16 protein-coding genes are annotated in these 21,387 nt (G+C 49.2%); 4 read left to right on the top strand and 12 right to left on the bottom strand.

Annotated features, from left to right (window positions below; genetic code table 11):
• Positions 1 to 183: 183 nt before the first annotated feature.
• From MJO57_RS22015 to MJO57_RS22005, 3 genes are all read right to left on the bottom strand, one after another.
• Positions 184 to 1,224, bottom strand: coding sequence for an IS1595 family transposase (locus MJO57_RS22015; RefSeq protein ID WP_252018759.1), 1,041 nt, complete (start codon positions 1,222 to 1,224; stop codon positions 184 to 186).
• A gap of 296 nt (positions 1,225 to 1,520) precedes the next feature.
• A complete protein-coding gene (locus MJO57_RS22010) occupies positions 1,521 to 2,582 on the bottom strand; it encodes a hypothetical protein (protein WP_252018757.1) in 1,062 nt (353 codons plus the stop codon).
• A 190-nt stretch (positions 2,583 to 2,772) separates the two neighbouring features.
• Positions 2,773 to 4,791, bottom strand: a complete 2,019-nt coding sequence (locus tag MJO57_RS22005; RefSeq protein WP_252018755.1) for an NADPH-dependent 2,4-dienoyl-CoA reductase — start codon at positions 4,789 to 4,791, stop codon at positions 2,773 to 2,775.
• Positions 4,792 to 4,939: 148 nt separating this feature from the next.
• Between MJO57_RS22005 and MJO57_RS22000 the strand changes: the two genes are divergently transcribed.
• Positions 4,940 to 5,563: a TetR/AcrR family transcriptional regulator gene (locus tag MJO57_RS22000; protein ID WP_256491840.1), complete on the top strand. Its 624-nt coding sequence runs from the start codon at positions 4,940 to 4,942 to the stop codon at positions 5,561 to 5,563.
• A 45-nt stretch (positions 5,564 to 5,608) separates the two neighbouring features.
• Here MJO57_RS22000 and MJO57_RS21995 read toward each other — a convergent pair whose 3' ends face one another.
• Complete coding sequence (locus MJO57_RS21995) at positions 5,609 to 6,502, bottom strand: D-hexose-6-phosphate mutarotase (RefSeq protein WP_252018751.1); 894 nt, start codon at positions 6,500 to 6,502, stop codon at positions 5,609 to 5,611.
• A 135-nt stretch (positions 6,503 to 6,637) separates the two neighbouring features.
• Positions 6,638 to 9,637: a hypothetical protein gene (locus MJO57_RS21990; RefSeq protein WP_252018750.1), complete on the bottom strand. Its 3,000-nt coding sequence runs from the start codon at positions 9,635 to 9,637 to the stop codon at positions 6,638 to 6,640.
• A gap of 552 nt (positions 9,638 to 10,189) precedes the next feature.
• On the opposite strand from MJO57_RS21990, the gene MJO57_RS21985 reads away from it, so the two are divergent.
• Both MJO57_RS21985 and MJO57_RS21980 read left to right on the top strand, forming a co-directional pair.
• Positions 10,190 to 11,698: an NTP/NDP exchange transporter gene (locus MJO57_RS21985; protein ID WP_252018748.1), complete on the top strand. Its 1,509-nt coding sequence runs from the start codon at positions 10,190 to 10,192 to the stop codon at positions 11,696 to 11,698.
• Between the two features lie 187 nt (positions 11,699 to 11,885).
• Positions 11,886 to 13,274, top strand: a complete 1,389-nt coding sequence (locus tag MJO57_RS21980) for an OprD family outer membrane porin (RefSeq protein WP_252018746.1) — start codon at positions 11,886 to 11,888, stop codon at positions 13,272 to 13,274.
• A gap of 11 nt (positions 13,275 to 13,285) precedes the next feature.
• On the opposite strand, the gene MJO57_RS21975 is transcribed toward MJO57_RS21980, so the two are convergent.
• The 6 genes from MJO57_RS21975 to MJO57_RS21950 all read right to left on the bottom strand — a co-directional run bounded on the left by MJO57_RS21975 (position 13,286) and on the right by MJO57_RS21950 (position 18,012).
• The gene (locus MJO57_RS21975) at positions 13,286 to 14,461 is read right to left on the bottom strand and encodes an HD domain-containing protein (RefSeq protein ID WP_252018744.1); all 1,176 of its coding nucleotides are present in this window, start codon (positions 14,459 to 14,461) and stop codon (positions 13,286 to 13,288) included.
• Positions 14,462 to 14,731: 270 nt separating this feature from the next.
• On the bottom strand, positions 14,732 to 15,202 hold the full coding sequence (locus tag MJO57_RS21970) for an ABC transporter permease subunit (RefSeq protein WP_256491833.1): 471 nt from the start codon (positions 15,200 to 15,202) through the stop codon (positions 14,732 to 14,734).
• A gap of 5 nt (positions 15,203 to 15,207) precedes the next feature.
• Positions 15,208 to 16,242 (bottom strand): transposase, encoded by a 1,035-nt coding sequence (locus tag MJO57_RS21965; protein WP_252026884.1) that lies wholly within the window; start codon positions 16,240 to 16,242, stop codon positions 15,208 to 15,210.
• A gap of 68 nt (positions 16,243 to 16,310) precedes the next feature.
• Positions 16,311 to 16,517, bottom strand: a complete 207-nt coding sequence (locus MJO57_RS21960; protein WP_252018740.1) for a hypothetical protein — start codon at positions 16,515 to 16,517, stop codon at positions 16,311 to 16,313.
• Positions 16,514 to 17,233 (bottom strand): arginine ABC transporter permease ArtQ, encoded by a 720-nt coding sequence (gene artQ, locus MJO57_RS21955; RefSeq protein ID WP_252018738.1) that lies wholly within the window; start codon positions 17,231 to 17,233, stop codon positions 16,514 to 16,516. Before artQ ends, MJO57_RS21960 begins: the two co-directional genes overlap by 4 nt.
• Positions 17,234 to 17,235: 2 nt before the next feature.
• Entirely contained in the window at positions 17,236 to 18,012 is a 777-nt protein-coding gene (locus tag MJO57_RS21950) for a transporter substrate-binding domain-containing protein (protein WP_252018736.1), read from the bottom strand.
• 214 nt (positions 18,013 to 18,226) lie between these two features.
• On the opposite strand from MJO57_RS21950, the gene MJO57_RS21945 reads away from it, so the two are divergent.
• Entirely contained in the window at positions 18,227 to 19,810 is a 1,584-nt protein-coding gene (locus tag MJO57_RS21945) for an IS1634 family transposase (RefSeq protein WP_252018734.1), read from the top strand.
• 60 nt (positions 19,811 to 19,870) lie between these two features.
• Here MJO57_RS21945 and ltrA read toward each other — a convergent pair whose 3' ends face one another.
• A complete protein-coding gene (ltrA, locus tag MJO57_RS21940; RefSeq protein WP_252017357.1) occupies positions 19,871 to 21,133 on the bottom strand; it encodes a group II intron reverse transcriptase/maturase in 1,263 nt (420 codons plus the stop codon).
• Positions 21,134 to 21,387 lie beyond the last annotated feature (254 nt).

The raw sequence follows: 21,387 nt of genomic DNA, 5'->3' as shown, positions 1-21,387 counted from the left end.
GGCAACTGCTCCTGCGTTGCTCTAGCTCTTGCATCCATGCGGTGATAGAAATAAAAACCCACTTTTATTCGTCAGATAGCACGTTATTCTCCTCACAAAACCGAATTTTTATCCTCAATTTTCTGCCATCCTCGCTACGGGGTCGCCTGGACGGGCGCTATTCTCGGTCAGCTTCCCAGACGGCTAAGTTACCGTTAATGGTTGGAAGCACCAATGTTCAGTAATTCTGCTGATCAACCGGCCAACAGTTAATTTTTTTGCTGCCGTCAGTTCTCGCCTCCAGGCCAGATAATGGGGAAGGTAACGAGTTGCAACCCCTTGGAATACGCCGCCAATCCAGCGTTTTAAATGACTGTGATAAGAATTTACAGTCTGGATGTGGTAGATGCCTTCAACAACATGTTGACCTGCTGATGTCACCAGCTCCTTGAAGACAAATCCAAGCTTGTCAGCAAGTTTTTCGTGAGCGAGGTGTGCATCCGCACAGACCGTGGCCTGTATCGATATGCGGCCATTTAAATGCCTGCACAATTCATTAGCACTTTCGTTTTCTAATACACCGTCAACGGTATTTCGATTACGGTCCCGAGCCACCATTACCGGGACTTTTCGGGCTTTGTTGGGATCATTACCCCGCTTTCGGGTTGGCCGTGGAAGGCCTTCTCTTTGCCCTTTGAAGGATTCACGGAAAAATGTTTCATCAAGCTCAGTAATGCCACAAAGCTCTTCTGCTTGATCATTATTAATCACTTCAAGAAAGCGGTGACGCCAGCGGAACGCAGTTTTCAAGTCAATGGCATTCTCAGCAGCAGCTGGTCGCAAGACCATAGAGTGAGTCATACCTGCGAGGTACTTGTTCCATTTTTCAGGGTGCCTGAGCCTTGCCAAAGGCGTTCCACTAAAGGCGTTAAACGTTGAGTCGCAAGTCTTGCAGTGGTAGCGCTGTCGGCCATTTCGTATGCCCCAGCGACCAACGCTATGGCTTTTGCATTTGGGGCACCTGGGGTTTTCGGCAAATTGGGCAAGTATGCTCTTTTCTACGTCAGGTGTTGCATTATCGTTATTGGGTATAGATTCACTGTAAACAGGTTCAGAGTCAGTGGTTTCTACTACCTCGGTAACCTCTATTTGAGTACTAAGGAGCGAGTTGTTAAGAATGTCTCGCTGTTCACTGGTTAATGTTGAAATGGAATCAATAAAATTCTTGAAGAGTTCAGATTGCATATCACTCCCCTACAACGTAGATTTTATGGGAGTTTAGCTGATTCAACCATTAACGGTAACTTAGCCTTCCCAGACCCTTACTTTGAGATTGTTGTTTTTTCAAAAAGTTCCCATGGGTGGCATTGTTTTAAGACGCTTCAATCATCCAGGGCTAATTGGGAAAGAACAGGAAAGGGGCCCTCTTAAATGGTTAATTCCTTGCTTTGAGAGCTTTACAGTCGGGATTTGTTGATGGTTTGTGTTTAATAACGGAATGATGACGTAAGTAATTCGAATTAACATTTAAATTTGGTGTTTTACACTCCGGTAATTGAACTCCTTGTACCCGGTATTTGCTCTTCTGGGAACTCATAAACTTTTATGTGAATGGGTATTTTTTCTACATGGTTAGCCTGAAACTGGTGGTTTCTAAACGCATTGTTGGGCTGGCAGTCAATGTACTGTCTGAGTTTCTTTCCGTTAATCTGAAGCTTTCCTCTAACCTGTTTTCCCATTTCCATGAAACTCAAGCTGCCTGTTTTTTGAAACGCTTTGTTAATAGTACTTCTACCTGCCGAAAATCGGGACTTGATGAATAGCCCGGAATCATTTAACACAGCGACACCCCTTTTGAAATCTCTGCAAACATAGATGATTCTGGCTTCAGTGGTATTCCCTTGCAGTAATTCCAGAATTTCCAGAACCCTGTTTTTATCGGACATTCCCTCTCCGATCGTGATAGCGCCAAAGGGCATTGCCATGCTGGTTCCGTGTAAATGTGTTGTGGCGCTATTGCTATTGTCGGGCTCACTGCGAACCGGCCTTGCGTAGGGAGAGTATCGGACTGGTTGATGGCTGGTTGCTGAGCTGTTCTTTGGTATATCGTTCTGTCTTCTGCGAACCGGAGGGTAGAAGGGTCTGCTGGTGTCCTCCCGGTTCGGATAACATAAATCATACAGTTCAGCCTCTGAGAGTTCCCGGGTCGAACAGTCAGACCGTTGGGGGTAAAGCTCCGGCGAAGTGTCGGTTGGGTCTTTAATTCCGGAGTGAGGTGCAAGCGGATTACCGGGGTAATTGAGAGATTGATTCAACATCAAGTTTGGCTGCGTAGCAGGTAATGCTGTTGTATTGTAGATAGAGAGTGGTTGTGGTTCTGGTTGTGGTCCTGGTTGTAGTTGAGGGTGTGATTGTGGATGTGCGTTAAGGGTTTCCTCTGAAGCAGAAGAGGGATATGGCACCATTTGGCTCACGTGGCTGGTGGCATTTACCGGCCAACCCTGCCAGAGGGCGGGATGAGAAAGATTTTCAGCACTGCCCGGCGTAGCTAAATTAGTTCCGTAATTGTACGTTGCCATGGGCAGTAAGGTATTCGTGTTCATTATGCAGGAACTACTTTACGTTTGGTGACCATCTTTCAATAAAGATGAAAATGGCAATATGTCAAAATTTTTGCCTGATCATCGGTACTGAAAAAGACCCACTCACTTTCATGCTCTGCCCCGGTTGATGGTGGCAGAGCATGATTGTTATGGTGTGGGGTGACCGTGACAGCGGTCATGAACATGTGTGCTAGATGTCTGCAGCCAGTCGGCAGCCCTGATTGATTGCTCGCTTGGCATCCAGCTCCGCAGCGACATCGGCACCGCCAATCAGGTGAACGGTCTTGCCGGTGATACTATCAGCCAGTTCACGCATGGGCTCCTGGCCTGCACAGATGATAACGGTATCCACATCAAGTACCTGAGGCTCACCGGCAATGGACAGATGCAGGCCTTGATCATCAACCTTGTGGTACTCACAGGCTGATACCATACGAACGCCTCGGTTAGTCAGTGATGAGCGGTGTATCCAGCCAGTGGTTTTGCCAAGGTTCTTACCGGGCTTGCTCTTTTTCCGCTGCAGCAGAAAGACTTCCTTCGAAGATTTGGGGTGTTCACTTTCGGGCAGCAGGCCGCTACGGTTTTCCAGTGTCATATCCACGCCCCACTCTTTCATAAAGGCGGGGATATCAAGGCTGCTGGACGAACCTTCCTGAGTAATCAGTTCACACAAATCAAAACCAATACCGCCGGCACCGATGACGGCTACCTTGTTGCCAACAGGCGCTCCCTTGAATACATCCAGATAGCTCAGGACCTTGGCGTGATCAATACCTTCCAACTCCAGCTTTCTGGGGGTGATACCGGTGGCAATGATAACCTGGTCAAAATCGCTGTTTTCCAGCTCTTCTGCCGTGACTTTGTGGTTTAGTTTCAGTGCAACGCCGGTGAGCTCGATCTGTCGTTTGAAGTAGCGCAGGGTCTCTTCGAACTCTTCCTTGCCCGGCACGGTTTTGGCGATATTGAACTGTCCGCCGATTCTGTCTGCCGCATCAAAGAGTGTGACGTTGTGGCCACGATAGGCCGCTGTAGTGGCAAATGCCATCCCGGCTGGACCTGCTCCCACAACAGCAAGCTTTTTGGGTGCACTGGTGGGCAGGTAATTCAGCTCGGTTTCATGGCATGCCCTGGGATTGACCAGACAGCTGACGGGTTGCAGATAAAAGACATGGTCAAGGCAGGCCTGGTTACAGCCAATGCAGGTATTGATTTCATCGGCTCTGCCTTCAGCCGCTTTGTTCACCCACTGGGCATCGGCCAGCATCGGGCGAGCCATGGACACCATGTCTGCATCACCACGGGCCAGGACTTGTTCTGCGGTTTCCGGCATGTTGATCCGGTTGGAAGTAATGACCGGAATATTGATTTCATGGCGAATTTTTGCCGTAACCCAGGTAAAGGCAGCCCTTGGCACCATTGTTGCGATAGTAGGGATTCGGGCTTCGTGCCAGCCAATACCGGTATTGATAATGGTGGCACCCGCCTGCTCAATGGCTTTGGCCAGTTGAACGATCTCATCCCAGCTACTGCCACCTTCAACCAGATCCAGCATGGAGAGACGATAAATAATGATGAAGTCCGGGCCAACCCTGTCCCGGGTTTGTTTGACCATCGCTACCGGCAGACGAATTCGCTGGCTGTATTCTCCACCCCAGTCGTCCTTTCGCTGGTTGGTACGTTCAACAATGAACTGATTGATGAAGTAACCTTCAGAGCCCATGATTTCAACGCCATCGTAACCTGCTTGTTTTGCCAGCGCGGCGGATTGCACAAAGCTCTCGATCTGCCCGTCGATCTCATCAGAGGTCAGCTCCCTGGGCTTGAACGGATTGATGGGAGCCTGAATGGCACTGGGGGCAATGCTTTTCGGATGATAGGCATAACGACCGGTATGGAGAATCTGCATACAGATTTTACCGCCAGCTCGATGTACGGCGTCGGTAACGATCTGATGGTGTCTCACATCATCCATGGTTTCCATGGTAGCGGCACCGGGCATACCACCACTCTCTTCGTTAGGGGCGATACCCCCTGTCACAATCAGTCCCACACCACCGGCAGCACGCTCGGCAAAATAAGTCGCCAGTCGTTCAAAGCCGTTTGGTTGTTCTTCCAGGTTGGTGTGCATGGAGCCCATCAAGACCCGGTTTTTCAGCGTAGTGAAACCCAGATCAAGCGGTGCCAGTAGATGTGGGTAGGGAGTGGTCATTTTATAATCCTTATAGTGATTCGATGCCTCATCTAGACGCTGTCAAGATAAAATGCTATTTTGACACTGTCAAGATAAATTGCATTGGTCTTCGACTTCACCGTTTTGTTGCAGCAGATAATAGATAGCAGAGGGCTTTAAACGACTTATGACGGTCAGAAAACCGTACCATCATGGCAACCTTCAACAGAAGCTGCTTGAAGAGGCAACCCGGATGATTGGCGAACAGGGGGTGGACGGTATTTCCATGCGCAGCCTGGCCGAGCGGGTAGGGGTTTCCAGAACGGCAGCCTATCACCACTTTAAAGATAAAAACGCATTGCTCTGTGCCATCGCCGAGCAGGGCTTTGAGAAGTGGCAGAGACATTTTGCGCAACTGATGCGTGAACAGTCCGGGGATATGAACGGCTGGTTAAAGGCCTTTGTCCGTTCCTATCTGGATCTTTCCTGGCAGTATCCGGAGGAGTATGACCTGATGTTTGGTCGTCCGGTCTGGAAAAATGGTGCGCCAACAGAGAGTTTGAAAGAAGCCTCTTTTGCCTGTTTTCAGGACTATGTCAACCTTATCCGGCGGTTAAGACAAGCATTGGAAGGAGGGCAGGACAGGGGTAAGTTAAAAGATGTTGATTGTCTGCGCCTTGCCCAGGTGAGTTGGAGCATGCTGCATGGAATGAGTCGTTTATTAAATGATGGGATCTACCTGGATAGAAACGCCATTGATGCGATGTCCGACAGCGCCGTGGAAATGATTCTGGCCGCAGCAACCCGATGATAAGAGTACACTCCCATGGGTCCCGGGGAGTGTATTCAGGGTAGGTTATGCTAAAGAAGTAACGCTGATTTCCGTGCTTAATGCATTGTTTTCACCAGGCATCAACAGCGCACCTGATGCAAGGTCTTTTGCATATTGGTTGGCTTCAACGCAAACCATTGTCTCGTAACCGTCGTCACTCATATCGCCCATGCTTCTGCTCAGCTCTTTCCATGGGTTCCAGATAACGGCTGTGTTATGCCCTTCATTTCGGACATGGATAATGCGCTGATTACCCTGATCATGGATGTCGATGGTTTCATCCGGGGCAGTATAAACCCGGTCAATAGGCTGATTGATGATCAGGGCTTCGGATGTTTCGCAGAACAAATTATTTTGTCGGTTGTCGATGTAGGTAGTACCTGCACCGGTAATCCAGGTTTCGGTTGCTTCAGCAATATTGAAGTAGGTGTGCAGAGCACCACTCCATTGCCAGGAGCTCTCGCCAGTGTTGGTCATTTCCAGATTGATGCGCAGCGTTTCTCCCATGGTAAAGGTGAGAACTGCACTGAAATCATGGGGCCAGAGAGTCTGCGTCTGTTTACTGGCACTGAGTTTCAGACGAATGGTAACTAGCTGTTCATTGTCGGTAAGGTCCAGCAACTGCCATTGACTGATTCGTGCAAAACCGTGTGAAGGGCTGCTAACTGGCCCAAACCAGGGCCAGCAGACCGGGACGCCACCACGTATGGCTTTTTCTGCTGAGAAGATGGCTTTGTTGCTGAGCCAGATAACATCCTGATGCCCAGCCGGTTTGAACTGAATCAGCTGGCCACCGTGAAGGGATATTGCCGCGTCGCATGTTGGGCTCTGAATTTTCACAATGGTCAGGCCATTCAGGCTGTGTCTGCTAATGGAAGGGCTCAGGGTTGCTTCGAAAGACAGGTGACTGGTGAACATTGGGTGAACCATCATTTGAGTAAACGTACCGAATATGGCGAGCCCTCAGGGGGAAAAAAACGGGGCTCATAGAAAAGACAAGTGCCTGTTCGCAGGGGCTTTTGCAGAAAAGTGCAGAAAAGTGCAGAAAAGGCGTTATTCAGGGACAGTATCCGAGAAGGTACTCTCTTGAGGCGACTGAAGCCAGTTATCGATAATCAACATTGCCTTATTCATACAATCTTCTATCAGACTCTTGTCGTCAACTGCCAGAGAGTCAAGGGCTGTTTTTATTTTGGCGATGATGGGCTCACGCATGGGAGGCAGCTCATCCCTGATGGGCAGTGACAGTATGCTGATCGATTGCAGGATATACAGGTCATCGGCGGCCAGATCCGGTGCAAACAGAACCAGCCGGAGAACGGTGAGAGCCAGCAAGTTTTCCACATTATTCAGCGTTCCCCGATCGATCACATCATCGCTCTGGCGGTCAGCATCAATCTGGATGATTGCCTGATAATAACCGTTGGCAATAGCAGTGATAATCTGGATCAATTGTGTCCGCATATCCAGTTCCGGTTTGCCAAAATAGAATTTCTGGCGGCGAAATGAGTCGGTCATTTCCGTATTGGCAAAATTGACACCGATCATTTCTTCCTCCGGGTAGAAGGAGACGACATTGAGCATTTTCAACCGGGACCAGGCGTAAATCTTCTTCCTTAGTGAATCAGTAGTTCCGTATTCAAAAATATTGACAAAGAAATTGGCCATTGACCGGCTGATCACTTCATTGCCATGGACGAGTGCTTTTACCATGGCCTGGGTGGAAAATCCTACTGCTCCCAGCAGGTAATCACCATAGGAGGCCCAGGTATCCAGTACGTCCTGTGATTCGGCCAACGTCTGTATTTCAAGGTTAAGGCCCCAGCTTTTCAGTATTTTCAGGTAAATATTTCTGATGTCCTGTTTGGCTAACGAGGGATCCAGAGCTTTCAGGGCTGCAAAAACCTGCCGGGTGAAGTTCTGAATTTCACCCTGCTCCCTGAGTAGGTCAAAGCCTGACTTCAGTCTTGCCACTGCCAGGGTTTTCATTACCAGGTTGTCTTCAGTAAATTCGGCGTGAAAATAACGCTGGGTGTAGGCAGCCAGGGCCAACATGGCAGCAGCCTGGGACTGCGGGTACTGTTCAACGTGAGCCAACAGATGACTGGACAGGCTCCAGTAGCGGGTTAGCAGGGCTTCCAGTGTCGCACGGTATGATCGGCTGGTCTGGGCTTCAATACTGAGCTTCCGGTTGAGAACATTGACTTTATTGGCCAGTTCGTCCTGAATTTGTTTGTCCTCTGGTGACAGAATACCCGTGGTGCTGCCAATCCCGTTTTTGATCACCGTTTGCAGGTGCACAATTGCCGGTTCACCCAGGGAGCGCAGGCCAAAATCGAACATGGAGGCTAACAGGTAGTAGGACGCCAGATGCCAGTATGATGGCTGGCCAGCCATTAGCCGCTCGATAGTCAGGGGTTCAAGGATGGCGACCAGTATTGAATAGCTCAGGGCAGTACCGTGGATGGTCATCGTGGATATGGTTTCCTTGTCCGGAAGGTAGCTCTGATACCAGCTGGCAGAGCTGGCCGGGTTTTGGTTCCCGGGAGGCAGCAGAGGAACCTGACTGATCCAGGGTATATCGGGGAAATCAGGCAGATCCTGTTCCGGGCTATCCGGTGACGAAAGTCTGTGCCAGGCTGCCAGTTGTTGCTGATACCACTGCCTCACCTTTTGTTTGGTTTTGTATTCAGGTTCGAGAATTTTCAGGGCCTCAATGACCTCAGGGATCAATTCCTGATTATGCAGTGGCCGATAGGCCAGCAGGGTTGAACGGATCAGACTGTCATCATGGGTGACTTCAACGTTTTCCCGGTAATTCTGCACCAGCGCTGCGGCCAGAAGATCAGCGCTGGCCGGATTATCATTGACCCGCTGCAGGCTGAAGGCTTCTGCCAGATTAACGACCAGGGCCTCCAGGGCACGCTGGGCATTGGAGCGGGCAAAGTTGGGCTGTTCGGCGAGAATGGCGGTGGCATTTTTTTGCAGGGTATTAAAATAATGGTTGGCAAATTCCCCGGTCGGAGATGATGAACTCCCTTTGCCGGTATCAATGGCACCCCAGTTTTCAAGACTTCGGCGGGTATTGGAGGAGAGCCGTTCAATGGTTGATTTGGTGGTTGCCATGCCGGTTACCTTGGCAAAATGGTCAACTACCGTGTAGATAACCGGCGACTCCTTTTTGTTCAGGAAATAGAGAATTACTGCCGGGACCGAAACCCCCATAATGAAAATGGAATTTCTGATATGTTGCTCAGGAATACCTTTGAGGGCGGACTGGATGATCCCTGGTTCTGTCTCCTTTTCGGCCATGATGGCCATGCCCTCCAGCTCCGCTATGGCACCCTTTTCATAGGGGCTGCAGTCCTGATAACTGATCTGCCACTGATTCAGGAGATCGCAGTAACGCAGGTTAATCAATGTTGAACGTCTGACCAGTGGGTCCATGCTTTGCAGATGGCGCTGGAGATCGGTTCGAAATTCCGGCATCCCGGACCAGTCAATACGATAATTGAAGTGGGTTTTGATACTGTCAGCCCCGTCACTGGCCCTGGCTTCGGGATGAATGTAAACCATGGTCTGTGCGGCAAGGGCAAGCATTGCACTGGCCTGGTCATGATCACCATCAATCAGGGCGAGTCTGGCGGTGGAGGCGATATTGTCAAGAATGTCCTGCAGGCGGAAATAGGTTTTTCTCGCTTTCTGGGCATTCATGCTAAGAATGGAAAAAGTAAACAGGGAACGGAACAGAAGGTCGGTTTGCAGATCATCGGTCTGCTTTTTCAGGTGTTCGTCCGAAAGCGTTTTGTAACTGAAGCTTTCCAGCCGGGCGCTGAGATTATCGGTCAGATGCTGGCTGGTTGATCGCCGGATATTACTGCCGTGGATGGCGAGTAAGCTTAATAGAAAGGCATAACGATTCCGTTTTAAATAATCCTTGCTGATGTTCAGGGCGATTTCCGAACTTAATGGAACCAGGCCCCAGGCAACCGCTGTTTTCAGCGTGTTCACCAGACGACTGATCCCTTCGTTTCTATCAGGCTGCGCTTGCATTGGCCATTCAGCTTCAGCCCGATGGGCTGTTGCCGCGACCCCTGAAACTGAATACAGAAGCGAGCCAGTAATTGAGATGCATAAAAACAGAATAATACGAATACAACAATAACTTGTTTTCATTGAGATAAAAACCGGAGTGATAAATGTCTAACCATTCAAAGTAGGCTGTAATGAGCATGTTGGTGATAAATATTTATTCTTTATATTTTTAGTTTTCTTATGAAAATGAATGATGATTTATTTGGAGTTTTTTTACCTGAATTTAATGCTTTGATGATTTGTTTGTCCGAATGAAACAGCGTATAAAGTTTTTTATTTTGTTTTTTTTTTGCCGCTGGTAATTGATTGGAATAACCATTATTTTAACTGTTCTTTCAAGGTTGAATAGAGGGGTCAGGGAGTGTTTTTCTCCGGTAACCTCCTCCGGTGATGGGCTGAACATGGCTCATCAACAGGTTTCCAAATTGATAGTGGACTTCCGGGTTTGTTTATCTGCGGTCTCTTTTTGACCGTTAAAGGGGAGACGTTATTTGTTTTGGAGGTTTCTGAATGAGTTCTGATCCTGAGTTTGGCAAATGGCGGGAGCGGTTCTGGCCGGTTCACAGTCATGAGTTGAAAAAGCTTATTCCGATGATTTTGATGTTTTACCTGATTCTTTTTAATTATACGATTCTCAGGGATACTAAAGATACCCTGGTCGTCACCGGTGCCGGTTCCGGTGCCGAAATTATTCCATTTCTGAAACTCTGGGTTAATGTTCCTTTTGCCATCGGGTTTACCCTGATTTATTCGCGAATGAGTAACCTGGTCAGGAGGAATACCCTTTTTTACCTGGTTATAGCCACATTTATCCTTTTCTTTGTTTTTTTTGCCCTCTGGCTCTACCCCAACCGGGATAGTCTTCATTTTCATGCCTCATCGGATTACCTGCAAAGTGTTTTACCACCGGGGTTCAAGGGCCTGATTGCGGTGATGCGTAACTGGACCTTCTCCCTGTTTTATGTTATGTCGGAGTTATGGGGCAGTGTCTGCCTGTCCATGCTGTTCTGGGGATTTGCCAATCATATCAACACCATTGCCGAGTCAAAACGGTTTTATGCCTTGTTTGGCATGATGGGGAATCTGGCGCTTCCCACCGCAGGCTATTTTGTCTACGTGGCCTCCGGAGTCAGGGAGAACCTGCCCGAAGGGGTGGATTGCTGGGGTTATTCCCTTAATCTGATGACCGGTGTGCTGACGTTGGGTGGGGTTTTGATTATTTTGATTTACTGGTGGATGAATCGTTACGTCCTGAGTGACCCCGGCTTATACCATCAGCTGGGCAGCCATGAGCCAGCCAATGAAAAACTGAGCCTGTCCCTGCGTGACAGCTTCAAAATGATTATTCATTCCAGATATCTCTTGTGCATTGCCCTGCTGGTGATCAGTTATGGGGTGTGCATCAACATGGTGGAGGTTACCTGGAAAAATCAGCTCCGCATGCAGTTTCCTGACCCGAACAATTACAATCAGTTTATGGGACTGTTTTCAACCTGCACCGGGTTGGTGACGATCTTGATGATGCTGTTTCTTACAAACAATGTGATCCGCTATTTTGGCTGGACATTCGCGGCACTGTGTACACCGGTAATATTATTGATCACCGGGTCTCTGTTTTTCTGTTTTGTCCTGTTCCGGGACTGGTTGCCTGAAAGCCTGATGCTTACCCTGGGGGTGGCACCACTAATGCTGACAGTTATTTTGGGGGCAATACAAAATATTTTGAGTAAATCGACCAAATACGCGTTGTTCGATCCCACCAAGGAGATGAGTTATATCCCCCTGACGCCGGAACAAAAGGTAAAGGGTAAGGCTGCCGTGGATATTATTGGTAATCCCACCGGGAAATCAACGGGCTCACTGATACAGCAGGTATTGATGGTGATGTTGGGGTCACTGTCTGCCATTGCACCCTACGTTGCGGTGATTGTCCTCTGCTTCTTCGCGGTCTGGATTGCATCTGCCCGGTCGTTGGGCAGGCGATTTTCGGAAATCACAGATAAGAAGCATATGGAATGAGCAGCGCTGTTCTGCAATAAACCCTGCCCGCTCCCCGCGCCGGCTGCATGAACATGCCGGTTCCGTTTCCCGGGTAACGGGCAGGTAACGACATCGGGGAGTGGGGTTTTCATGCAGATCTGTGTATTGCCCACACGACTCCTGACGACTTTTAACCTGATTCTTCTGGCAGTGTCGGTAGCTTTGTATGAGACTCTATCCATGCGTTGTGGCCTGGTTTTTATCCCTCTCCCTGTTCAATTTTTCTGCCCATGGGGATGCCGCAGCGACTGATGCGCAGCTACTGGAGCTTGACGGAAAGCTGCGAACGGTTTTCTACAATGTGGACAATCTGGAGACTAATAAGCGTACCGGAGCATGGACGACAGCGCTTTGGCTCGATGGCCAGATCACTCCATTAACTGACGATCTTGTCCTGGGAGCCGGTTTTTTTAGCGTTGCCCGGTTGGAATTGGCTGATTCAGATGGCTGTTCCAGCCGATGCTCTTACCAGTTGCTGAACGATGCCAATGAAGGTTTTGCCAAGCTGGGGCAGGCTTATGTCCGGTTGCAGGTGCCTTTATCCGAGAGTGACAAGGACCTTGTCAGTTTGACGATTGGCCGGCAAATTTTGAAAACGGGATTGATTTCCGGCTCCAGTTCAAGAAGTGTACCCAGTAGCTGGCAGGGCTATAACCTGAAAATGGCAGCGGGCAATCTGCAGCTTGGGCTCGCTCTGGTGAATCGCATGTCGTTGCGGAATCAGGCGGGTTTTCACCGGCTGACCAATTTCCCGGAACAGAATCCGGAACAGAATCAGGTAATCGATTATATTATCGGTGGCGAAGTTTTTTATCGGATGCCCGTGCTGGCAGACAGTGAATTATTTCTGGCATATCGAAATGGCTTTGCCAAAGACTATCTTCAGGCCCACAATCTGGATGTTCTGCTGACGACATTTTTGGATTCTGGCCGGGATCTTTCCCTCGGTGTCCGTTATTTCCACACTGAAAAAGACGGTGACTTATGGCAGGGGACCGGCTGGGGAGGCAGTCCTCTGTTCGATGATTATGCCAGTGTGATCAATGTACATGGTCGTCTGAGTATGCCCTCAGGCTGGTCTTTTGACGCTGCCATCAGTCACTATAATGCCCGTTCTTCTGTTTTAAAGTACGGTATAAGCGGTTATGCCCCGCCGGGTTCGTACTATTACGATCTGGGAGCCAATACCCATGGTTTCTGGAATATCCACACCAATGGTATAGCAGAAGATATGATGTACGACGGTGAAACAGTTATGAAAGCGGGGATCACTTATGACTTTTCATCTTTCGGAATCAAGGGCCTGAACGCAGGGTATGCTTTCCATTATGGTAGCGGCATGAGAGTAACCACAAGTGAGCAGCGACAGGTAAGAGTTTCAGAGTATGAACATGATGTCTTTATGGTCTGGTATTTACCGGAGCCTCTGCCGAAAGGGTTAACCTTCAAACTGAAATTCGGACTGTACCATAATGACCCGGCCTTACGTCAGGCCATTAATAAAGAGGAGAATGACTTGCGTATCTGGCTTGACTATGATTTTGCTGCCTTTTGATGATGGCTCAATCATGGCTCAATCTCCGCATAGAAAAGCTGGCATCGTTTCAGTTCGGTAAGATAACGGTCCCTGAATGCCGGGTCGATATCTGAAACACGCAGCCAGCCAGTCACCCGGTTGCCACAACGGGTGGTTACCACTCTTGGGTCAACAATACGACAGCGGACATTTTCAAAGGTGATGGTATTTGCCCCCGGTTGGGTGACCTCATGTACCTTATGCCAGGCTGTCAGCATCTGCGCAGCTAATATCCGCACAGCGGGCAAGGTGCTTTGGTGTATTTTTTGCCAGACCTGATCGTCACCCATGGTAAAAAAAAGATCATCGGGCTGCAGTTCTCCTGTCATAACCAGCTGTTTCAGGGCCTCGGCTGTCCAGAGATAGAGAACCCGTCCCCAGGCGGTAACAAAAATATGCCTGTTCAGCTCAATGCTGGCATCGGCAGTTAGCCGTGCGGATTCCTGACTTCTGAAATACCAGTGTTTCGATAGCGGGTCAAAGAAAAGATCGGCCAGAATAGTGCCTACCTGTTGATCGGTAAGCTTTTTTCGTCTGGCTGCCCCCTGCACAATATAATCAAGCCGGTCAGCGGCAAGGTCTGGCAGTGGCCGTTCCAGCCGGGTAAACGAGGGATTATTTTTCGGGTCTATCATTTCAGGTGACAGGCGGTATCTGTTCAGAATGGGGGCAATGTTGTAGCTATTCACAAATTGGATGAACTGTGAATCGTGATAATCCGGGTTGCCTGCTGAACTGTCGGAAAACAGGTAGTCTGAAACATGACTGAAGGTGCTGTGGGGCAGGTCATGGAGCAGGCCACTGACCTGTTCAGGGAATGATGCACCGAAACGGTTAAGCAAATAGAAGACGCCCAGGGAGTGGTCATAACGGGAGTAGGGTTCATTGTTATTGTTCTGTGAATCCACCATCTGGATGGGGCCATACTGGTTAATATGTTTCAGCCTGTTGAACGCCGGGTTGACCAGAAGGGATGAAAGCAGCTGTGATTGATCATGTTCCATTGCCGCAAGCGATATTGTCCCGTAAAACGTATCGACGCTTTCAATAGCGCTTTCTATAGCACTTTCAATGTCCCCCCCAGTGTCAGCATGACTTTTGTCGGCCAACAGCTCATAGCTGATGATAACGAAAAATGGTACCACACAACTCACTAGTTTGATCATTGCTGAAATATGTACCCGATGTGCCTGACTGTTTTATCCGTGGAAGGTGTCAGCCAGGCTTTTCGACGTTTCCATGATGTTGTTCTATGGGTTTCCAGAAAACAATGACCCGGATGACCACCGACAATTGTAGTCAGCAGTCAGGTATCTGTAAAAAACCGGTCTGTGATCCAGATAGCCAGGATCGGAATGAGCGGTTCATTGCGATGCAAAGATACAGGCTCCCGGGGAACTGGAAAAAGCCGCATTCTCATCAGTCGCCAATACAGGTCAACGGTTGAATGCCAGAACTTTGTGTTCCATAAAGCGGATCAATACTGTCATAACACCCGTCATGGCCAGGTAAATCAGGCCGGCCATGGTGAACACAGTTAATGTGTCGTAAGTTTGTGCATTCAGTCTGGCTGCATAGCCCATCAAATCCATCAACGTAATGGTACTGGCCAGTGATGAACCTTTCATAACCAGGATAATTTCGTTGCCATAGGCTGGGAGTGCCCGGCGCGCGGCATGGGGCAGGATAACCCGCAGCAGTGCCTGTCTGTGTGTCATGCCCAGTGCCATACAGGCTTCCCAGTCGCTTTTTGGCACGGCATCAATGGCTCCCTTGAACAGCAAGGTGGAATAGGCGGCTGAGTTCAGGGCGAGGGCCAGCATGGCGCAGAACCAGGGTTGGCTTAACCAGGGCCACAGAACGCTGTTTTTGATGACAGCAAATTGAGCCGGGCCGTAATAAATCATAGGACTTACGCATTGATGACACCGATAAATTTTGGTAGGAGGTGATCCTTCCCCTTTGCAAAACTCTCAATGAAAGCGCCTATTGTCTCTTTAAACAGCCCCCGTTGGTGCTGATAAATATTCGTAAACTCCTGCTCTATCTGCATTTTCTGGAGATAAACAAAAGCTAAAATTGCAGCAAATATATGGTTTCTGACGGGTCGTTCGCTGCGAACCTGAAAGTGCTCAATATGGCAAACCTGCTTGATCGCCCTGTGAAACTGTTCGATCTGCCAGTGCTGGTCATGGATCTGCTTGAAGTCATTGCGTTCAAAAGGGACTTCCTCTGGCAAGTAAACCACGTAGTGGCGACGCTGGTCTTTTAGCATCGTCCTGAACAACCGGATCTTACCGAAGTCTTTGAGCCATACATCCAGACCATTGTCGGGGATGTCGAGGTGTTGAACCTGCTGCCATTTACCTTTTTCCAGTGATACTGTCCTGTTTTTCTCAACGGCAAACATAAACCCAGTCTGATGGTTTTTAATCGTCTTCAGGTTAGTCGTGCAGCTGTACCAGGAGTCACCGGTAACGAACGCTGGCTTCAGCCCCCATACCAGCACTTCAATCAACATTTCACGGAAGTAGTCGTTTTTTGTCTTGTCTTCCGATTTGTCGTATATCCTGTAATTCACCGGCATATGGCGCCCGGATACGTCGGTGTAATAAAGGGTGATGAGGTTAACTCCCTTAACCACTCGGTGATGTTTACCCGACCAAAAGTGGCCAACCAGTGCCACGGAGTAGCTATAAGGTTTGTCGAGCACGCTGTCATCAACGCTCAGGGTGCCGCCAATAGGGTTTAAACTTTTGACTGCTTCATCGTACATATCTTTGGGCTGATAGTTTTCACGCTTAAGAAAGCGGTTTGCGCTATCGTGAGAAAAGTCGGTAACCTCGGCCAGTCTTGTGCATGTTGATGATTTTGGCTCACTAATCAAAAAGCCAATGTATTTTGCAAGAGTGCATCGTGCAGTGGTCGGTCGAGTGGTAGTTCTCACTTTCATCCCTGAAGACATCTGTTTTTTGGCATTATCAAATTTTAGAGCCTGTTGTCAATGCGTAAGTCCTAAATCAGAAATATCTGGATCAGCAGTGGCGTGCCGGTAAAGAGTAAAATCTGAAGTTTGACCAGCCAGGTCAGAGCCCTTACTTTCAGGGAAAGTACAGTGGTGAACAGGATAGCCAGCACGAGCCCGGTAAACAGGCTGGCCAGCGTGAGTTCCATTGTGGTTCCAAGACCTTTCAGCAGCTCCGGTAAATAGTCCATATTCATGGGGTAGCCTCACTGGGGCTTACTGCTTTTTCAACCGATATTTCAGCAGTGTTGTGACTGGAAGTCAGGTGTCGATTAGCGCGTGATTTCATCCGCTCCAGTACGCTTTGGCTGATCAGGGTAATTGCCAGGTAAATCAAGGCAGCAACACCATACCAGGTAAATGGCTCATAGGTGCTGGCAGCGGTCATCCTGGCCTGGAGCAATAGGTCATGGACACCAATCAGGGCGACCAGCGCAGTATCTTTCAGAAGAACCAGCCATTGGTTACCCAAACCGGGCAGAGCATGACGCCAGGTCTGCGGCAGGATGATGCGGAAAAAACAGTGGCTGCGACTGATCCCCAGTGCCACTGCCGCTTCGGTTTGCCCTTTGGGGATAGCCATAAAAGCGCCACGAAGCGTTTGTGAGGCGTAGGCCGAATAAATTAACGACAGGGCAATAGTACCCGCAACAAATGGGCTGATCTCAACAAACTCATCGGTCACCAGAAATAGCGCATGAGTTGAGCCAAAATAGATGAAAAAGACCACCAGAATTTCCGGAAGCCCGCGCATTACCGCAACCACAGTGCTGGCAGCCAGCGCAAGGGGTTTGTAACGGCTGAGTTCTGCAAGCGAAAACGCCATGGCCATTAACAGGCCAAGGGCCAGTGATGACAGGGCCAGCCCCAGGGTCATCACGGTCGCTTGGGCGAAGAGAGCGGTCAGGCTCACAGTTACCTCACTTCTGCAGAGTTGAAATACTTGGCATGCAGCTGCTGGTAAAGACCACTCTCTTTTACCCCGGCCAGTGCGGTATTGAGTTTTTCGACCAGAAGGTCACCCTTACGGGCAGCGATACCCATACCAATACCGAAGTAGTTGGCATCCTTTACTTCTTCACCAACTGTCTGGTATTGCCCTTTGCTCTGCTGAACCAGCCACTCACGGGCAACCGCCGTATCGGCAAAAACTGCGTCAACCCGGCCATTGGTCATATCCAGCAGGGCATTCTGATAACTGTCGTATGGACGGGTTTTTACGCCTTGCTTTTCCAGTTTGTCGATCAGGTAGGCCTGGTGGGTACTGCCATTTTGTACGCCGACAGTTTTACCAATCAGATCCTTGGCTTCTTTAAAGTCATTTTTGCTGGCAGCAACAAAAATGGCTGAGTTTTCATAGTAGGGCTGGGTAAAGGCGACCTGTTCCATCCGTTTTGGTGTGATATCCATACCGGAAATGACCGCGTCAAACCGGCGGAACTTAAGCCCGGGGATCAGGCTGTCAAACGGTTGGTTGCTGAACTCACAGGTGGTATCCAGTTCAGCACAGATGGCGGTGGCCAGTTCAACGTCAAAGCCCGTCAGCTCATTCTTTTCATTAAAGAACTCGAAAGGCGGGTAGGTCGCTTCCATGCCAAAGCGAATGGTGTCCTGAGCCTGGCCTGGCGCGGAAAACGATAGGGAGGTGATGGCAGCACCGGCCAGGGCAACAGCGGCAACTAGTTTTTTCATCGGGCTTTCCTTACTGACAGCTGGTTTTTGCTTGTGGTTGAATTAATGTTGAAGGTAACGTTGAAAAGCATGGGTTCTTGGAGCGGTAAATCGTTCGGCAGTCCCTTCCTCGACAATTTCCCCGTTTTCCAGATAGACCCGTCATTCAGCACTCAATCTGAGAATTTCCCTACACCGGCTAAAATGTAAAAAATTCTCAGAATGAACATGTCCAATGCATCCTCATCAGTTCCACATTCAACGTATCGATCATATGGGTTTGGTTGCCGGTATGTGCAAAGAACTCGGTATCTCTAATCATCTGGATTCCCTGGTTCCTAACCAATCTGAACACCGGAATATTTCCTTTGGCGAAACCGTAGTATCAATGCTGCTTAACGGCCTTGGGTTCACTGCCCGCACGCTTCATATGTTCCCGGAGTTTCATGCTGATAAACCGCTGGATAAACTCATCAGGCCCGGTATTAAACCCGAACACATTAACGACAGTGTACTCGGCAGAGCCCTGGATCAGCTTTTTGAACTGGATGTAAGTGAGGTCTATTTATCGCTGGCTGTCAAGGCAGTGAATGTCTTAAAACTGCCGTGCAAGGCTCTGAACCTTGACTCAACAAGCTTGCATGTGGACGGCGTTTATAACAGCGAATCTGACGTCGACGAAGAAGATATGCACTGTATCAAACTCTGTCGTGGATACAGCAGGGATCATCGACCCGAGCTCAACCAGGCAATACTGCTGATGATGACGGAAAATCAGGCCGGTATTCCCGTTTTTATGAAAGCGTCCAGTGGCAACGTAAACGACAATAAAAACTTTAAAAAAGTCATCAGCAGCCATTTGAAATCCTACCGGGAAGCCCTGAATAATCGCTACCTGATTGGTGATGCAGCACTTTATACAACAGATAACGTACAGATACTTCATCAGCAGGGCCAGCAATTTATCACCCGGGTTCCGTCAAAAATCAAAGAAGCCAGAGAACTGATTGACAGTGTCGCTTCTTGTGAAATGACACCAGTGGAGGGTGCTGAGGGCTATGAGAGTCATGAAATGCTGTCAGATCATGCGGGTGTCTCCCAGCGCTGGATTCTGGTCCGCAGCGAGCAGGCTCGAAAGAGCGAACAAAAAACACTGCTGAAAAAAATGCTAAAGAAGTCTGAGAAAGAAGCAGAAGCGCTGACCAGTAAACTGGCCAAAAAAGCCTTCAAGTGTGAAACCGACGCATTGCGTGCGTTCGATGAATGGCAGTCAAAAACTATTTATTGTCAGGCGGAACCTGTCATTACTGAGAAACCCTGCTATACCAAGGTAGGTCGTCCGGAGAAAGGCTCTAAACCGGACAGTATTGAATATTATGTGAGCGGATATCCTTGGGTATCCGTTGACTGTCGCAAAGATGCAGAGTGTTCTCTGGGTTGCTTTGTGCTGGCGACGAATGATCTGGACGACAGTCGGCTGAGTACAGCAGAAGTGCTAAGTACTTACAAATCACAACAGTCAGTAGAGCGTGGCTTTCGGTTTTTGAAGAGCCCGGAGTTTCTGGTTTCTTCGCTGTTTTTAAAGAAACCGGAACGAATAGAAGCCTTGCTGATGGTGATGACGCTGTGTCTGTTAGTGTATGCGGCGATTCAGCATCGAATTAGGCATGAGCTAAAACGACAGAGTCGGTTTTTCCCGGACATGAAGCGGAAACCCTGCCAAAACCCGACAGCGCGTTGGGTGTTTTTCTGCTTTCAGGGTATCAACGTGCTATTGGTCGATGGACATGAAAAGCATGTGGTTGGATTAATCGGGTAAGGGCCGGTCTTTCTCCAGCCCTCCCCACAGCACCCGGCATGCGGGTCCGCACCGGGCGGTTCAACGATGATGGTGAAACCTGATCCATAAGTCTTTCAATGAAACAAGCCCAATTTTCGCGAGGTAACTGTTATTCAGTGCCTGTTGTACCGCATAGGTTTTACTCAGACGGTAATACCCTTTGCTGCTGGCTGCGATCTTGGCGGCGTTAATTTTATCAACGCCTAACCTGACCAGATTCTTAAAACGGGTTTTCGGCTTGCGCCATTGCTTCAGAAAGCAGCAACGGATTCGCCGACGTATCCATTGATCCAGCAGGGGAATTGGTCGGTGATATTCCGATAACCGGAAATACCCCATCCAACCCCGGATATATTGTGCCAATTTGCGTAACCGATGTTGCATTGAGACACCCCAGCGACGACTGGTCAACTTGAGTATCCGGTATTTGAATCGGTCCAGACACTTCTGGGCCCAGCGAACTTTCTTCCCTGTGAAGGTGAAACTCAGGAATTCGCTTTCTGTTGCTTTCACAACTTTACTTTTCCGGGAGTTAATCTTCAGTTTCAATTTGCGTTCAATGAATTGGGTAATGCTGTGCATCACCCGATCCCCTGCACGCTGACTTTTGACGAGAATCACAAAATCATCACAGTATCTTGCAAAGCAATGACCCCGATATTCAAGCTCCTTGTCGAGTTCGTCGAGGACCACATTAGACAGCAAGGGTGATAAAGGCCCACCCTGTGGCATGCCAACCCTGGTCGGGTAGACATTGCCCTCAATCATGACACCGGAGCGCAGGTAGCTACCAATCAGTTTCAGAAGGCGTTTGTCGCGGACCTTACGGGAGACCCTCGACATCAAAACGTCGTGATTAACCGTATCAAAGAATTTACTCAGATCAACGTCAACAGCGTAATGAAGCCCCCGGTTGATCAACTGCTTAACCTGACGGACTCCGTCGTGTGCTGACCGTCCCGGTCGGTAGCCGAAGCTGTTTGGAGAGAAACCCGGATCAAAGACAGGGGTCAGCACCTGCACAATGGCCTGCTGTATGACCCTATCCATCACGGTAGGGATTCCCAGCAAACGCTCACCGCCGTCCGGCTTTTCTATAACATGTCGGCGCACGGGTGATGGCTGGTAGGTTCCGTCCAATAAGGCTTGACGCACTGAAGGCCAATGCTGTTTGGCAAAGTCTGGATAAGCTTCAATAGTGACTCCATCAATACCCGGAGCACCCTTGTTGCTTTTGACCTGTTTCCATGCACTTGCCAGATTAGCCGGTTCAAGTACGCAATTTAGTAGATCATGGTTCAAAGCTGGTTAAAGATTCTGTCGCCAAGTACGGTGAGTCGCCGGACGGCTGCATCGCCTTGAGGGAATCAGTCTCCTCTTTGTCGTCGATGTTCGGCCCTTCGCTAACGACTTCCCATCCGTTAATGGCTTCTGTCGTACAGCTACTATGGCCTCTGCTGACTTCTGTCCAATCACCACGCGGAGTTACCTCTGCTGGCGCTATTGGTTGCCATCGGGTTTGCTCGAACAGGATGATGAGACCTGTTCGCCGAGCC

The sequence above is a fragment of the Endozoicomonas sp. SCSIO W0465 genome (assembly GCF_023716865.1).
In the GTDB taxonomy this organism is placed as follows: domain Bacteria; phylum Pseudomonadota; class Gammaproteobacteria; order Pseudomonadales; family Endozoicomonadaceae; genus Endozoicomonas.
Note: the sequence above shows the minus strand (reverse complement) of the source record. Positions and strands in the feature narration are given on the sequence as shown.

Bases quoted from the DNA above. Each gene is read 5' to 3' on its own strand.
- MJO57_RS22015 (WP_252018759.1), bottom strand. From the start codon at position 1,224: ATGCAATCTGAACTCTTCAAGAATTTTATTGATTCCATTTCAACATTA.
- MJO57_RS22010 (WP_252018757.1), bottom strand. From the start codon at position 2,582: ATGAACACGAATACCTTACTGCCCATGGCAACGTACAATTACGGAACT.
- MJO57_RS22005 (WP_252018755.1), bottom strand. From the start codon at position 4,791: ATGACCACTCCCTACCCACATCTACTGGCACCGCTTGATCTGGGTTTC.
- MJO57_RS22000 (WP_256491840.1), top strand. From the start codon at position 4,940: ATGACGGTCAGAAAACCGTACCATCATGGCAACCTTCAACAGAAGCTG.
- MJO57_RS21995 (WP_252018751.1), bottom strand. From the start codon at position 6,502: ATGTTCACCAGTCACCTGTCTTTCGAAGCAACCCTGAGCCCTTCCATT.
- MJO57_RS21990 (WP_252018750.1), bottom strand. From the start codon at position 9,637: ATGCAAGCGCAGCCTGATAGAAACGAAGGGATCAGTCGTCTGGTGAAC.
- MJO57_RS21985 (WP_252018748.1), top strand. From the start codon at position 10,190: ATGAGTTCTGATCCTGAGTTTGGCAAATGGCGGGAGCGGTTCTGGCCG.
- MJO57_RS21980 (WP_252018746.1), top strand. From the start codon at position 11,886: ATGAGACTCTATCCATGCGTTGTGGCCTGGTTTTTATCCCTCTCCCTG.
- MJO57_RS21975 (WP_252018744.1), bottom strand. From the start codon at position 14,461: ATGATCAAACTAGTGAGTTGTGTGGTACCATTTTTCGTTATCATCAGC.
- MJO57_RS21970 (WP_256491833.1), bottom strand. From the start codon at position 15,202: ATGATTTATTACGGCCCGGCTCAATTTGCTGTCATCAAAAACAGCGTT.
- MJO57_RS21960 (WP_252018740.1), bottom strand. From the start codon at position 16,517: ATGAATATGGACTATTTACCGGAGCTGCTGAAAGGTCTTGGAACCACA.
- MJO57_RS21950 (WP_252018736.1), bottom strand. From the start codon at position 18,012: ATGAAAAAACTAGTTGCCGCTGTTGCCCTGGCCGGTGCTGCCATCACC.
- MJO57_RS21945 (WP_252018734.1), top strand. From the start codon at position 18,227: ATGCATCCTCATCAGTTCCACATTCAACGTATCGATCATATGGGTTTG.